Source organism: Crateriforma spongiae (assembly GCF_012290005.1).
GTDB classification, from domain to species: domain Bacteria; phylum Planctomycetota; class Planctomycetia; order Pirellulales; family Pirellulaceae; genus Crateriforma; species Crateriforma spongiae.
On record NZ_JAAXMS010000003.1, the window covers coordinates 506,131 to 521,355 of the forward strand.

Below are 15,225 nucleotides of genomic sequence, written 5' to 3' on the forward strand. Positions count from 1 at the left end.
ACCTGTCCGCATATTTAGGTGGTCTATTGCCGCATGCGTCTGGGCCGGATGGGTGACGATCGAACGACGCGTGGCCCGGGTGATCCGAAGAGGTTGTTCCTGATCGTTGACCGAAAGAACCGGGGCCGATCAGTTTTCAATCACGACCTTGCCCATGCCCTTTCCGCTTTCCAACCGTGCATGAGCCGCGCCCGCGTCGTTCAGCGAGAACTTTTCTTCATCCAAGACGGGTGTCAGATTGCCTGCTTCGGCGATACGTGTGACGTTGGCCAATATCTCCGCGTGGTCCGACCGGCGATAGTTGTGAAGCATCGGGATCAGCATGAAGACCACGTGCAATGACAGGCCCTTGAAGTGGGCCGGGGTCAGGTCCAATTCGATCATCGATACCGTCGTGGCGATCTGGCCGTTCAATCGCGCCGCTTCGAATGACTTGGTCAGGTTTGCACCGCCCACCGAATCAAACACGACGTCAAAGCCGTCACCTCCGGTGTGCTCGTCGACGTACTGTTGGACTGATTCGGATTTGTAGTTGATCGCGGTTGCACCCAGCTTTTCGATCAAAGCCAGTTGTTTGTCACCTCCACCGGTGGAATACACGTCGGCGCCGAAATGCTTGGCCAACTGAATGGCCACGTGGCCCACACCGCCCGAACCGCCGTGGACCAAAACCTTTTGATTCGGACCTGTACCGGCACGTTTGAGGCCTTCGTAGGCCGTGATCGCGACCAACGGTAATGCGGCGGCTTGCGCCATCGAGAGATTCTTCGCCTTTAGCGCGATCAAGTCGGCGTCAGCGACGATGTATTCCGCCAAGGTTCCCGGCAGGTCCGCCAAGCCACCGGCGCAACCGTAGACTTCGTCGCCGACCTGATATCCGTTGACGCCATCGCCGACCGCTTCGACGACTCCGGCAAAGTCCATCCCCAGGATCGCCGGAGTGTCGGGCGACAATGGCAAGTCCTTGCCCATTTTCCGGATCATCGTGTCGACCGTGTTGACACTGGACGCCGCAATTTTGACGAGTACATGTCCGGGTTTGACCGACGGCGTTTCCACGTCGGCAGATTCAAATACGGCGTCTTCACCATAGGACTGAATGATCATGGCTTTCATAGCTGGTTTCCTAATCAATGCAATCTGATGAACGATCTGTTGAATGAGCTATAGGATTTCTTGAATGGCCAAAACGATCTGGTTCCAGTTGCGTTGGTTCTCCACGCTGTTTTGGACACCGGTCTCATCCGCCTGAGTGAAACGGCGGATCGCGGGAGTTCGGCTGGTCGCCTGGTAAAGCTGATAGGCTTCTTCCTTCAACGCTTCCTGAATCGGCAGATCGATCGACGCAAAAACGCACTCGCTTTGTGAGTACGCACTGATAGTATGTGTAAGTCGTTGTCAGGCAAGAACGCACATTTACGGCACGTAGGCACACAATGGATACTAATGGGAAATCGCGGCACTCCAGCTATGTGTTGCCGGCTTGTCCCGTTGAAGCAACGCTGGAATTGATCGGCGGCAAGTGGAAAGGGATCGTGCTTTTCTACTTGCTGGACGGCCGCCTGCGGTTCAGTGAACTGAAACGCAAAATCGGCTGCGTGACCCAACGCATGCTGACGAAACAGCTTCGCGAATTGGAAGACGTCGGCTTGATCAACCGCATCGTGTACGCGGAAGTCCCGCCACGTGTTGAATACGAATTGACCGAAGAAGGGAAATCCCTGGAGCCGATTCTGTATGCCTTGAAAGCATGGGGAGAGGCCCATGCGTTGCCGCTACTGAAGAATCGCGAGCTTGAAAAAGTCGACAAAGATTAGCAGGCGGGCGGCCGATCAATATCCACCACCCGCCAAGAAAGCGACCATCACCGCGATGCCGGCGTCATGCGGTTGACGTAGACATAGTAGGCACCACAGATGGAATCGCCTTGGGCATCGACGAACGTTGCTTGCAGCAAAAGCGGTCCTTCATCCAATTCGACGGTCGTTGTGAAGGACTGGCCGTTTGCATCGGGTGAAAGCTTCGTCTCCGAATCGCCGACCCTCAAAATTGCCGCTTCAATGGGCAATGACTGACCAGCCGGAAACACACCATCGGTCACCGGCGTTTCGTCCACTCCGGCTTGCAGGGGCAGTTGCGATTCGCGTGGCCAACGCCGCAGTTCCAACTGATACGTCCCGGCTTCAGCGACGTTCAAATGCCATACGCCATCTTTCAGCACTGCATGACGCACCTGAATTTGCTGATCGACGAAAACGTCCAACCATTCACAGGCAGTCAACATCATGGGGTTTTCCTGATCACTGCCGATCACGACCCGTTGTGGTGTGTTGACATCGTCCTTCACGCCATCCCACCACTGGTTCAAATGTGATCGCATTCTGGCGACCAATTTGGGATGTTTCGCGGCAACGTTACGGTCTTGATGGGGATCCGAATCGACGTTGAACAGTTGGCGGTTTTCCAACAAACGCCATTGTTTCCATAACACGCCGGCACCGTTTTTTTGCGGCACGGCGGGGTTACCATTGGTGAATTTGACCTTGAACGTCGGCATTCGACTGTAGTTCATCACCAGCATACGATCGTCGAGTGATTCACGCTGGCCGCGAATCAGCGGCGCCAAACTGATGCCGTCCAAGTCGTCGGGAATGTTGGCGATACCGGCCAAGTCTGCCAGCGTTGGCAACAAGTCTTGTACCTGACAAAGTTCGTCGAAGTCCTTGGGGGCTGCGATCGGGCCATCGGGCCAGCGGATGAAGCAAGGCACACGATGGCCGCCTTCCCACAGTTGTGTTTTCTTGCCCCGCATGCCGGCATTGAAATAGTCCGGCCCCATCGTGCTGCCGTTGTCCGTCAAGAAGACGACGATCGTGTTTTCCAGCAACCCCTTTTCCGCCAGGAAACGGTCCAAACCACCAACGTTGTCATCGATGTTGGCGCCCATCGCCAGAAAGCTGACCAAGGATTCAATCTTCGTTTCCGACAGGTGTTGAACGACCTCGGGATGACGCTTGATCGCGTCACGGATCGGTTGGCGATATTCGTCGGGAACAAACCATGGCCAGTGAGCCGCGTTGGTCGCGATGTAGGCGAAAAACGGCTGGTCGTCTTTTTGACCGATCCACTTCTGGGCTTCATCAAAGAACACGTCGGTGCAGTAACCGTCGTAACGTTCACGCTTTCCATTGTGGATATAGACGTCATCGAAGTAATCGTTGTCCCAGTAATCGGGGACACTGTTGATGTGTGACGACGGAAACCAAATGGCTTCATCAAACCCGCGATCTTCGGGACGGAACGGATAGTTGTCGCCCAGGTGCCACTTGCCAAAGATGCCGGTCCGATATCCGGCGTCACCAAACACGTCGGCGATGGTTTTTGCATCGTGTCGCAGCAGGGTGCGTCCGCTGCTGACGTTGATGGCCGCATTGCGGAATGCATCCAAGCCCGTCATCAATTGACCCCGTGTCGGCGTGCACATCGGGGCGACATGAAAGTCGGTCAAGCGAATGCTTTGTGATGCCAACTTGTCGATGTTGGTGGTTTGAACGATGGGGTTTCCATGGCACGAAAACTCACCATAGCCCTGATCGTCCGTCATGATGACGATCACATTGGGTTTAGCGTCGTTCGCCGCGGCTTGCAGAGGGGCGAAGGCGATCGGCAACGCCATCAACAGCACGGTTGCCAGGTGCGGAATGATTCGATTCATGGTGGGATGGGGGCTGGAAGGGGGGAAGAACGGAAGGTCTGGCGAAAGATTGGTGCAGAGGTCTGACCGAAGGTTGCCTTAGGGTCGCGTCGGGTCCCACCGCGAACGCAGGGCATCCAACAAGACGGCGATGACGATCACGGCACCGGTGATGATTTGTTTGTTGGCATCAGAGACGCCGATCTGTGCCAGCCCCGTTTGCAGAACAGCGATGATCAGCACCCCGATGAATGAACTGATCACGCTGCCGCGACCGCCCATCAAACTGGTGCCTCCGATGACGCATGCGGCGATGGCCGATAATTCGATACCGATCGCGGCGTTGGGGTCGGCCGATGACAGACGTGATGTTTGGGCGAGCGCCGCCATGCCGCACATCAGCCCGCTGATGACAAAGACGGTCATCGCATAGGGCGCGGTGCGGATGCCCGACATTCGCACTGCTTCTTCATTGGTTCCGATCGCCACACAATACCGACCAAACACCGTTCGGGTCAGTAAGAATTGACCCGCAGCGACGCAAGCCAGTGCGGCCAGGAATGCCGGTGATAACAACAAGCCCGGCAGCGGTTGTCCGATGGCTTCAACGGCTGATCCGATATATTTCGTTTGCGAATCCGTCACCACTTTGGTCGCCCCGCGAGCCATTTCCAACATCCCGAGCGTGACGATGAACGACGGGATCCGAAAACCAATTGCGATCGCACCGTTGACCAATCCACAAGCGGCGCCGGTGGCCAGGCACAGCACGGCGGCGGTTCCCAAAGACCATTGATGGTCGACCATCAGCGAACCCAAGACCGCCGATGAAAGTGCCAGCAACGAACCAACCGACAAATCGATTCCGCCGACAATCAGCACCAGCGTCATGCCGACCGCGATGAAGGTTAAATCGGGGATTTGGTTGGCGATGGAAACCAACGTGGAATGTTGGAAAAAATTCTGGCTTTGAAAGCTGAACACCGCGACGATCACCGCCAAGACGGCCAACAGGCCACCGTACTGGACCAGCACATTGCGAACGTGTTTCGGCATCATGCCCCGGTCTCCTGGGTTCGATATCCGGAAAACGCGGCTTGCATGATTCGATCATGCGACCAATCGTTGCGTTCAAAGGTCTCCACCAATTGTCCGTCCGACATGACGGCGATTCGATCACAAGTTTCCAAAAGTTCCTCCAGGTCACTGCTGACAATCACGACACCTTTGCCGTCTTTGGCCAGCGTATCGATCAGCCGATAGATTCTGCGTCGGGCGGCAACGTCGATGCCACGTGTGGGTTCATCAAACAGAAAGACATCGGCATCGCGGACCAACCATTTGGCGATCGCCACCTTTTGCTGATTGCCGCCGCTAAGCGTTCCCACACATTGATCGATCGTGCTGCAACGAATATCCAGCTGGTCACACTGTGTTTGTGTGGCGGATCGTTCGATTCGGCCGCGGACCATTCCAGCGTTCGCAAAGCGATGCCGAAGCGATGCCAAAGTCGTGTTGAACTGGATCGATTTCGACAGCAACAGACCGTTGTCTTTCCGGTCTTCGGTGACCATCGCAATGCCAGCGGCGACCGCCTGACGCGGATGATGAAATCGGTACGCCGTGGCATCATCGCGTAAGTGGATGTTGCCCGACATGGCGACATCGGCACCGAAAATCAACCGCAACAGTTCCGTCCGGCCCGATCCGACCAACCCGGCGATCCCCAAACGTTCGCCGCGGTTAACATTGAATGAAACGTGATCGACGGGGCCGCCGGTCAATGCGTCGACACGCAGTACTGTGTCGACTTGTCGTCGCGACGGATGCAAGGCGGAATCGCCCGAGCCGCTATCGCCGCTCATCAATTCCACCATGCGATCGGTCGAACATTCCACCGCGTCGAAGGTGCCGATTTTTCGCCCGTCACGCAGCACGGTGATCCGGTCGGCAAGTCGCGCGACTTCGTCCAAACGATGGCTGATGTAAACGATGCCCACGCCTTCGTCGCGCAGTTTGTTCAACCAACGAAACAAGGTTTCCGATTCAGCAGCACTTAACGCGGCGGTCGGTTCGTCCAAGATCAAGATGCGACATTGTCGATCCAGCGCGGCGGCGATCTCCACCATTTGTTGTTTGCCGACCCCCAGTTTCGCGACCGGTGTGTCCACCGGAACATCGTTCAAGCCGACGCGATCCAGTGCCGCCCTGGCACGATCCTTCAACGGTCCACGCCGGATCACACCACCGATCGACGGCAGACGCGCCAGCATCAAGTTTTCGGCGACCGAAAGGGTCGCGATCAGGTTCAATTCTTGTTGGACAATTTCGACGCCGGCAATTTCCGCATCGCGTTTGCTGTTGGGCGCGTAGTCGATCGAATCCAATTGCATGCTGCCGGCGGTTGGTTCCAACAGCCCCGCCATCATTCGCACTAGCGTGCTTTTGCCCGCGCCGTTGGCGCCCAGCAACGCATGGATTTCTCCCCCGCGAATCGCGACATCACAGTCATCCAAAACGGTCACGCGGCCGTAGCGTTTGCACAGCCCCTTGGCCGTGAACAAGTCCGGCGAAGACGTCATCACGGCGTCAGCGTTTGTTGGTGGATCAAATCGACGGGCGTTTCGACGTCTTCCGGTTTGGTGTCGGGGTCTTGCAGCATTTGCAGCGCGGCTTCGATCCCAAAGACGGCCAACTGGTCACCATGCTGGTCAGCGGTGGCCAAGATCTTTCCATCGATGATTGCTTGTTGGACGGCACTGATGTTGTCAAAACCGACGATCATCACGTCATCGGATCGCCCCGCACTGCGGACCGCGGCGACGGCACCCAACGCCATGCTGTCGTTGGCAGCCAAGATAGCTTTGGCATTCGGATGTTCGCTCAGCATGGACGATGCGATCGTGTTGGCCTTGCTCATTTCCCACTCGGCCGATTGGCTGTCCACGATGTCGATACCCGCTTCGGACATCGCCAGTTCAAAGCCCTCGCGGCGCTGTTGGGCGTTGAAGGAGGTTCGGATGCCTTCCAGCACCAACACTTGATCGCCCTCGTTTAGCTTTTGGGCCAGGTACTGGCCGACCTTCTTTGCGCCGGCACGGTTTTCGGGGCCGACAAAGGGGATCGTGATGCCTTCGGTCTTCAACACGTCCGCGTCCAATCGATTGTCGATGTTGACGACCACCACACCGGCCTGTTGGGCACGTCGCAGTGCGGGGACCAGTGCTTTGGAATCCGCCGGGGCGATCACGATCGCGTCGACGTTGCTGCTGACCATTTCTTCGACCAAGGCGACTTGGCGGCTAAGGTCACGTTCGTCTTTGATTCCGTTCACAATCAACGCGTAGTCATCGGCGTGCTCTTCTTGATGCGACTGTGCTCCGTCGGCCATCGTGGAAAAGAACTCGTTGGCCAACGATTTCATGATCAAAGCGACGCGTGGCTTGCCGCTTTCACCCGGAACCGATGTGCCGTCAGCGTCCGTCGATGTCGTCGTGGTACTCGGTCGGCATCCCGCCAATGCGACCACCAAAACCACCAGCCCAAACTTGCGTTTCATCGTTGCGAATCCCGATAGACAGCCTGTCAAACATTTCGGTCTGACAGAATACAGCAACCACGTTGCAGACGCAGCAAACCACCCGACCGGATGTCAACGGTCTTTCGACGGGGAGTCCACATCGGCGCCATCCGAATCGGCAGGCGTGTCGTCGGCGCGTTGAGTCTTCAACAACGTGTCCCGCAAGAACTGCATTTGCATTTCTTGGATTTTGGGTTCACCGAAGCCGGCGCCGCCATGGCCCGCCCCGTCGATGATGTGCAGCTTTGATTTGACGCCGGACTTTTTCAGCGCCGCGTGCAGGGCTTCACTTTGGTTGGCCGGGACCACGCGATCGGCCGACCCGTGAATGATCAAGAAAGGCGGATCTTTGGGATCGATGTAGGTGATGGGATTGACACGGCGGATGCCTTCGGGATTTTCGGTCACGATTCCACCTCCCAATAGACGCGATTCCGGTGATTGATCGCGGTTGTGGCTTTCATAGCCCGGGGTGGTCACGAAGATTTGAAAGTCGGTGGGGCCGTACAGATCGATGACCGCTTGGACGTCGCTGCGCTGGTCGTTCCAACCGCCGTCGCCTTCCAGATCCTTGACTCCGCCGGACGTCCCCAGCAATGCGACCAAGTGACCGCCGGCGGAACTGCCCGCTACGGCGATTCGATTCGGATCCAGGTTGTACTTATCCGCATGGGCACGCAAGAAACGGATGGCGCACTTACAGTCATGAATCTGCGCCGGAAAGGCTGCCTCGCCGGTCAGACGGTATTCAATCGTCGCGCCGGCAAAGCCTTCTTTGACCCAGCGGGAAAGACGCCCCACGCCACCTTCCTTGTTTCCCCCCATCCATCCACCGCCGTGGATCCAGACGATCAGCGGCGTCGGCGAATCGGCCGGCGGGTCGGGCAGCACCAGGTGAAGCTTCAAGTCGCGGTCGCCCCCCTGGCCAAAGACCACGTCTTTCACCAAACGTGTGCCAGGAATCGAGCGATGCTTTCGCGCCGACGGGGTTCGGTCATTGTCGGCAAAGTCCGCCTTGTCGATCTTGCCGTCACCGTTGGTGTCCAGTCGCCGAAACAATGCTTTGGGGCCACTGAATTCCGTAGCGGTCACCGCTCCATCGGAATCCGAGTCGTCGCGATCGAGTACTGCTGACAACGAAATCCGTGGCCGAACACTTTGGGCTTGGGCGGGGGACAACGCGGCCAGGCCGGTCAAGCAAAGGCACGCCAGGATCCGCGGCATTTGTCGGTGCAACATGGGATAGGGCCTAAGGAACAACATGAATGAAACGGGGCGGCCACCAGAAAATGAGTCTACCGGACGTCGACCGTTACCGCCGGGGAGGCGAATTCTACCACATGCTCAAAGCGAGCGTTTTGGTGCTTTGCGTTGGCTCGGTTTTCAACTTGCCACTGGGTCTTTTTTGAAAAGTTGGGCTTCGCCGTCAAAACGATTTGACCGCGACGATTTGTCGACCAAGGGTCCCAGCAGTGACAGTGCAGGCAAGCATCGGGGGACGCGGAATTGCGTCGGCTGGGTGCGTTAGACACAAGGGTGAAAGATGAAATTGTTGAACTGGTCCAACGGCGCAAGCGAAAACGTATCGCAGGCGGACATGATGGATTCCACCACTGCGACGTTGGACATCGACGCCGATCAGTTTGTTGATCTGTCTCAGATCATGAGTTCGTTGCACCGTTCGCAAGCGGTGATCGAATTCGAACCGGACGGAACCATCCTGAAGGCCAACAAGAACTTCCTGGACACGGTGGGATACACCCTGTCGGAAATCCAGGGCAAGCATCACCGGATGTTTGTCGACAGCGAATACGCCGGGTCCGAAGAATACCGTCAGTTCTGGGAAAAGCTTCGTGCCGGAAACTTCCACAGCGATCTGTTCCAGCGTTACGGTCGCGGCGGTCGCGAGATCTGGATTCAAGCCACGTACAATCCGGTTCTGAACGACTCGGGACAGGTCATCAAGATTATCAAATTGGCGACCGACGTTACGAAGGCGCGGATGATCCAAGCCGACATCCAGAACCGTTCACAGGCAATGATTGAATTCAAGCCGGACGGTACGATCCTGCACGCCAATTCGCTGTTCTTGCAAACCACCGGATACTCGCTGGAAGAGATCCGCGGCAAACATCATCGCATGTTCATGCCGGCCGAAGATGCCGCGACCGCGGAATATGCACGTTTCTGGGAACGTCTGGCTCGGGGGGAATTCCAGCAAGGTGAATTCCGCCGTGTGAACAAGCACGGTCAAGAAATTTGGCTCAGCGGCGCCTACAACCCCGTCTTTGATAACGACGGAAAGGTGACCCGTGTGGTGAAGAACGTCAGCGACATCACCGATCAGGTTCATTCCAAGAATCAATCAGAATCGTTGGGCAACTCCATCGCCAGCAGCGTTTCGGAAATGTCACAGGCGATCGCAGAGATAAGCGAGCGAATCACTCGCACCGCCGGGTTGGCCAAAGACGCCGATGTGAACACCAAGAACGCGACCGACTTGGTCAAGGACTTGAATTGCAGCAGCGAAACGATCGGCGAAATCATCGACACGATTCAAGATTTGGCCGACCAAACGAATCTGTTGGCCCTCAATGCGACGATCGAAGCCGCACGTGCCGGTGAATCAGGACGCGGCTTCGCCGTGGTTGCCAGTGAGGTCAAAGAACTGGCCAATCAGACCGGCAAGGCGACGTCGGAGATCCGCAAGAATGTCGAAACGATTCAGTTCAGCATCGGCCAAGTGGTTTCGGCTATCGAATGTATCGCCAACAGCGTCGGCGAGGTCAGCGACAACACCACCGGCGTCGCGGCATCGGTCGAAGAGCAAAACGTGGTCATTTCGCAACTCAGTTCGGCCGCCGACGAACTGGTCGGTTGCAGCAGTTAAGTCTGTCTGGCCCAACGAATTTGGACGCTGATCCATTGCAGGGGAAGCGGCAGCAGGTGATCGCACCGGGTCCCTGCTGCCGCATCTTTTTTTGCGCCGACGGAATCATGGGTCAGGTGCTTGCACCGGAGTCCGGAGTGCTTAGCCCTGACATGCCGACCAGGGAAGCGGCGATGCGATCGTCTTTGAAGGTCAGCGTGCGATAGGGGAATGGAATCTCGATATTCGCTTCGTCCAGCGACCGCTTGATTGCAGCGACGACTTGGTCACGACTGCGGCGAATGTCGATCGGCTTGGCACCGGTCCACCACGCGACTTCGAAATTGATGCTGGAGTTAGCGAATTCGTTGGCGAACACTTCGACCGTGCGAATGCCTCGCACCGTGTCGCACGATTGAACGGCCTCGCGGATCACCTCCCGTGCCTGGTCGACATCTTCGCCATAGGCAACGCCGCAGATGATTCGAACGCGTCGCTGTGGTTGGCTGGTCAACACATCCACTTTGTTTTTGAACAAATGGCCGTTGGGGATGACCGCTAATTCGCCATCCAGCTTTCGAATCATCGTGTTGCGAACGGTGATCTGTTCCACTTTGCCGGTGGTTTCTTCGCACGTGATGTAATCGCCGCGGTCAAACGGGTAACGCCACAGGATCAGAATTCCCGCGAAGAAATTTTCAAAGATGTCTTTGAAGGCAAACCCGATCGCCACGGTCCCCAGCCCCAATGTCGTCAGGGCGCGCGTTGGCGTCATGCCGGGAAAGGCAATGATCGTGGCCACCAAGAGACCAATGATCCAGATGCCGATCGATGACAGTTGATAGATCAGGTCTTTCAGGCTGGAACGTATTCCACGCGATTCCAGGATGCGTTGTTCGATGGCTTGGCATAGCTTGGATGCCGCAGCGGTCAGCAATAGAACGATCACTGCGGCTAGCAATAACGGCGACCGGCTGAGCGTTTCCTTGCGCAGCGAATCCAGACTTGCGTTGATTACCTGGCCACTGGACTTCCAACTGAATTCTTCGCGGACATCCAATTGGTTGATGACCGCCACGACGTCTTCGGTGCGACGCGCAATGTCGCCGGCCCAGTCACGATGCCGATCATTGTCAGCGATCCCGGCGATGGTGATCACGCCGTTGCGTGATTCAACGTCAAGATCATCAAACCAACCGGATGCCTGGAACACCGCACGCAGACGTTTCTCGATCGCCCGGTCATCGGTGACATCATTGACGGCAACCGAAGAAACTTTGGTCGATGCATCCACGCTAGTGGGTTCGTCGACCGGTGGATCTTGAACCTGCGCCAGGGCGGTTCCCAGCGCGGCGACGCTGCAGAATTGAACGGTGATTGCCAGGAACAAACGGAACATCGGGCTTTTGCGGCGCAGCGGTCGGGAACGGGAACGCTGCCATTGATGCACGTCTTGTGCCGCGACCTGAACAACCGGGCGACAATCGCCAAACCGCGATCCCTTGGTTGCCGTGACGACGGATTGGTCGTTTATCCGTCAATGAAATTCGATAGAAACCCGACGGAGAGATCAGCGATGGTGATCAGGCGGATGGTATGCCGTTGGTTGCGTCGCCGGCGATTTCAATCCGTCGTTTGGCGTCTGCCAACAACCGGTGCATTGCCTCGCGGGCCGCGTCGGCATCACGTCGACAGATGGCATCCATCACGTCACGGTGCAGCGGCACCGATGCGGGGTTATCGGCCGGTTTTCGGTTGGTGACCTTCAAACTGGTCGCCAATGAAATCGCGATCGCGCCGGCGACGGGCGAGAAAAAGGGGTTGCCCGTGGCGTGCAAGATTTCGGTATGGAACGTCAAATCGGCTTCCTTGAAAGCTTCGACGCTGTCGGTGTTCGCGGCCATCTTTTCAAGGGCCGCGCGTATCCGATTCAGTTCATCTTCACTGGCACGTTTGGCGGCCAGGGCCGCGGCGGCGGGTTCGACGGTCAGCCGAAACTCCGTCAGGAAACGCAGGTGCTGGCCGTCACCGTCGGCGCTGGCGTGCCAGGCCAGGACTTCGGAATCAAGGTAATTCCAGTCAGCGGCGGGACGGACAATCGTTCCACGTTTCGGGCGTGATTCGACCAAGCCCTTGGCCGCCAGTGATTTGATCGCTTCGCGGACGACGGTTCGGCTGACGCCCAATTGTTCGCACAGCGTGGGCTCCTGCGGCAAAGCTTCGCCCGGTTTGACCTGCCCGGCCAGAATCTTGAATCCCAAATCGTGGACGACTTGCCCGCAGAGATTTCGTCGCATTCGGGGAATTTCCATGCCGCAGCCTGTTGACAGGGGGTGCTTGCTGTTATTGTAATACAAATAAGGCCAGTGGTATCGATCGCCACCGTACCGGCCCGTTGCGGGCCACTCGCCGGTGCAAAGTCGTCATCGACAACCGGTGGTCTCGCAAAACGGGATGGTCCGACCTGCCCCTGGGCCGCTGTTTCAAACGTGTCGCAGTACCCTCGCGTCAGTGTCGCCGGAGTCGCATCGGTCAACGGCACACGGATGCCGTCCCCACCGGGCGAAATCGTCGGCGGTCTCAAGGGCAAAGGCTTCCGCGAAAAAGTGAAGGTATCGATGAACGATGTCCTGTTTCCACGATTGCTGGTGCTCTTGGCAAGGGTTGTTCACGGCACTTTCCCGCATGGCCACGAAATGCGTCAAGCCATGGACGCTGGAAGCACGGTGGTTGGTCCATCGTACCGTAGCGATGCTGCCGTTTCTTTGGTTTGGGCCGCGAATTGTGGTTTCCCATCCAGGTGGCGTATTGTCACAGGCATCGCTGGTCGCGTCAGGACGAGGTGCCTGCATTCAATCCCTATGGGACATTGACGCGGCCCCGTGTTCGCTGACGGTGAACGCCACAGCGACAGACCGCCGACGAATCGAATTCATGTGAGACTGGCCCGAGCGTTCGGCCGATCGAACACCTTCCCACCGCTTCATCCCACCTGCGGAGACCAACCGTGCGATTTTCCGCTTTGATTGTTTCGCTGATCATCGGTGCATCGATCGTCCGAGCCGATCAGGCAGGCGTCATCGACAATTCATCCAGCCCCCACGTCACGTTTCGCAGCATCGGTATTGGGGATTGTCGATGGACCGATGGGTTTTGGGCAGAGAAGTTCCAGTTGTGTCAGGACGTCATGGTGCCTCACATGGGCAGTTTGTTGAAAGGCGATGTCGGTCACGCCTACAACAATTTCAAGATTGCCGCGGGGCTAAAGGATGGCCCGCATCAAGGCATGCACTGGCATGACGGCGACTTTTACAAATGGATGGAGTCGGCCGTTTACGTGTACGCCATCAACCGTGACGAAAAGATCTTGGTCGAACTGGACGAGATCATCGATGTCATCGGGAAAGCTCAGCTTGATAACGGCTACCTGTCGACGCAGATCCAACTTGGTGCACCGGAGCCCTGGACGGCACGCAATTACCACGAGCTTTATAACAGCGGGCACTTGCTGACCAGCGCGTGTATTCACCATCGCGTGACAGGGAAGCGAAACTTTCTGGACATCGCGATCAAGCACGCCGATCATCTGTACGAAACGTTCCAGCCACAGCCTGAACGGCTGGCACGATTCGGTTTCAATCAAACACAGATCATGGGGCTGGTGGAACTTTATCGCACCACCGGTGACAAGCGGTATCTGCGGTTGGCCGAGATCTTCATCAACATGCGTGGTCGATCACGCGTCGAACCCGGTCCATCCGTCCGGCATTCGACGATCGGCGATATGGTCCAGGAACGAAAACCGTTGCGGAAGGAAACCGAAGCGGTCGGCCACGCGGTATTGGCCTTGTATTTCTACGCCGGTGCCGCGGACGTCTATGCCGAAACCGGTGAACGAGCTTTGGTCGAAGCTCTGGATCGGCTGTGGGAAAACGTGGTTCATAAAAAGATGTACATCACCGGTGCCTGTGGCCAAACCCACCACGGGGCATCAAGCCGGGGTGACGCGGTCCACGAGGCATTCGCCGGCGAATACGTGATGCCCAACTTGACGGCGTACAACGAAACCTGCGCAAACCTTTGCAACGCGATGTTCAGCCATCGAATGCTGGGGATTCATGGCGAATCCAAGTACGCGGACATCATGGAACTGGTGATGCTGAACAGTGGCTTGTCAGGCATCAGTGTCGATGGTCGGCAATACTTTTATTCCAACCCGTTGCGGTCGATTCATGGCGCTCGTGACTATTCCGCACTGAACACCGAAACGCCTGATCGACAGCCTTATCTGAAATGCTTCTGTTGCCCACCGAATCTGGTGCGAACGATCGCCAAGCTTTCATCCTGGGCCTACAGCTTGCCGGAAAACGGGGTGGCCGTGAATCTGTACGGGGCCAACGAACTGGAGACGCGTTTGTGCGATGGTTCGACGCTTCGCTTGCGACAGGAAACCGCTTATCCGTGGGACGGGGCGATCAAGATCACTGTCCAGCAGTGCAAGTCGGACGCCTTTGACGTTCACTTGCGTATCCCGGACTGGGCCGATGCGGCCCAGTTGCGAATCAACGGAACCGCGGCGGACGTGGTTCCGGTGGCGGGACAGTTCGCGGTTCTGACCCGAAAGTGGAAACCGGGGGATGTCATCGAGTTGGACTTGCCGATGCAGGCCCGGTTGATGGTCGGGCACCCGCGGATCGAAGAGGTTCGTAATCAGGCCGCGGTCCAGCGAGGCCCCGTGGTCTACTGCATCGAATCCCCCGACCTTCCCAAAGACACCAGCATTTTGGACGTCAACGTTCCCTCCGATATCGAATGGAAACTGGAACCCGGGATCAGCGAATTGGGCAACGTGACGGCGTTGCGTGGCACGGTTCTGTTGCGATCGGAAGACAATCGTTCGATGTATCGCGTTTTGGATGAATCGCAGTGGCAGGAATACGAAGCCCGGTTTGTTCCCTATCACGCTTGGTCCAACCGGGGACTAAGCGAGATGACAGTGTGGATGCCGATCGTTTGGCGTTAGTCGTTGTTTCACCAGTAAGCCGCCTGGTGGGCAGACCAATTATCATGCCGCTGTAAAAC

12 protein-coding genes are annotated in these 15,225 nt (G+C 57.1%); 3 read left to right on the plus strand and 9 right to left on the minus strand.

Going from position 1 to position 15,225, the window contains the following annotated elements:
* Positions 1-129: 129 nt before the first annotated feature.
* Both HFP54_RS10040 and HFP54_RS10045 read right to left on the minus strand, forming a co-directional pair.
* Positions 130-1,116, minus strand: a complete 987-nt coding sequence (locus HFP54_RS10040; protein WP_168565032.1) for a zinc-dependent alcohol dehydrogenase family protein — start codon at positions 1,114-1,116, stop codon at positions 130-132.
* A 48-nt stretch (positions 1,117-1,164) separates the two neighbouring features.
* Positions 1,165-1,317: a hypothetical protein gene (locus HFP54_RS10045; RefSeq protein ID WP_197138030.1), complete on the minus strand. Its 153-nt coding sequence runs from the start codon at positions 1,315-1,317 to the stop codon at positions 1,165-1,167.
* A 119-nt stretch (positions 1,318-1,436) separates the two neighbouring features.
* Here HFP54_RS10045 and HFP54_RS10050 point away from each other — a divergent pair, with 119 nt between their 5' ends.
* Entirely contained in the window at positions 1,437-1,817 is a 381-nt protein-coding gene (locus HFP54_RS10050; protein ID WP_146415199.1) for a winged helix-turn-helix transcriptional regulator, read from the plus strand.
* Positions 1,818-1,864: 47 nt separating this feature from the next.
* Here the strand turns inward: HFP54_RS10050 and HFP54_RS10055 are convergent, their stop codons facing one another.
* The 5 genes from HFP54_RS10055 to HFP54_RS10075 form a co-directional block, all read right to left on the minus strand.
* On the minus strand, positions 1,865-3,715 hold the full coding sequence (locus HFP54_RS10055) for an arylsulfatase (RefSeq protein WP_168565033.1): 1,851 nt from the start codon (positions 3,713-3,715) through the stop codon (positions 1,865-1,867).
* 78 nt (positions 3,716-3,793) lie between these two features.
* Positions 3,794-4,753: an ABC transporter permease gene (locus tag HFP54_RS10060; RefSeq protein WP_146415195.1), complete on the minus strand. Its 960-nt coding sequence runs from the start codon at positions 4,751-4,753 to the stop codon at positions 3,794-3,796.
* Positions 4,750-6,276 carry a sugar ABC transporter ATP-binding protein gene (locus tag HFP54_RS10065; RefSeq protein WP_168565034.1) on the minus strand — a complete coding sequence of 509 codons (1,527 nt, stop codon included), beginning with the start codon at positions 6,274-6,276 and terminating at the stop codon, positions 4,750-4,752. The genes HFP54_RS10060 and HFP54_RS10065 overlap by 4 nt, the downstream gene beginning before the upstream one ends.
* Positions 6,276-7,253, minus strand: coding sequence for a sugar ABC transporter substrate-binding protein (locus tag HFP54_RS10070; protein WP_168565035.1), 978 nt, complete (start codon positions 7,251-7,253; stop codon positions 6,276-6,278). Before HFP54_RS10070 ends, HFP54_RS10065 begins: the two co-directional genes overlap by 1 nt.
* Positions 7,254-7,346: 93 nt before the next feature.
* Positions 7,347-8,513, minus strand: coding sequence for an alpha/beta hydrolase fold domain-containing protein (locus tag HFP54_RS10075; RefSeq protein WP_235951535.1), 1,167 nt, complete (start codon positions 8,511-8,513; stop codon positions 7,347-7,349).
* 304 nt (positions 8,514-8,817) lie between these two features.
* Between HFP54_RS10075 and HFP54_RS26160 the strand changes: the two genes are divergently transcribed.
* Complete coding sequence (locus tag HFP54_RS26160) at positions 8,818-10,164, plus strand: methyl-accepting chemotaxis protein (RefSeq protein ID WP_168565036.1); 1,347 nt, start codon at positions 8,818-8,820, stop codon at positions 10,162-10,164.
* A 112-nt stretch (positions 10,165-10,276) separates the two neighbouring features.
* On the opposite strand, the gene HFP54_RS10085 is transcribed toward HFP54_RS26160, so the two are convergent.
* Positions 10,277-11,542: a mechanosensitive ion channel family protein gene (locus tag HFP54_RS10085; RefSeq protein WP_168565037.1), complete on the minus strand. Its 1,266-nt coding sequence runs from the start codon at positions 11,540-11,542 to the stop codon at positions 10,277-10,279.
* A gap of 184 nt (positions 11,543-11,726) precedes the next feature.
* On the minus strand, positions 11,727-12,440 hold the full coding sequence (locus HFP54_RS10090; RefSeq protein WP_235951536.1) for a FadR/GntR family transcriptional regulator: 714 nt from the start codon (positions 12,438-12,440) through the stop codon (positions 11,727-11,729).
* A 710-nt stretch (positions 12,441-13,150) separates the two neighbouring features.
* Here HFP54_RS10090 and HFP54_RS10095 point away from each other — a divergent pair.
* Positions 13,151-15,166: a glycoside hydrolase family 127 protein gene (locus HFP54_RS10095; RefSeq protein WP_315853871.1), complete on the plus strand. Its 2,016-nt coding sequence runs from the start codon at positions 13,151-13,153 to the stop codon at positions 15,164-15,166.
* Positions 15,167-15,225 lie beyond the last annotated feature (59 nt).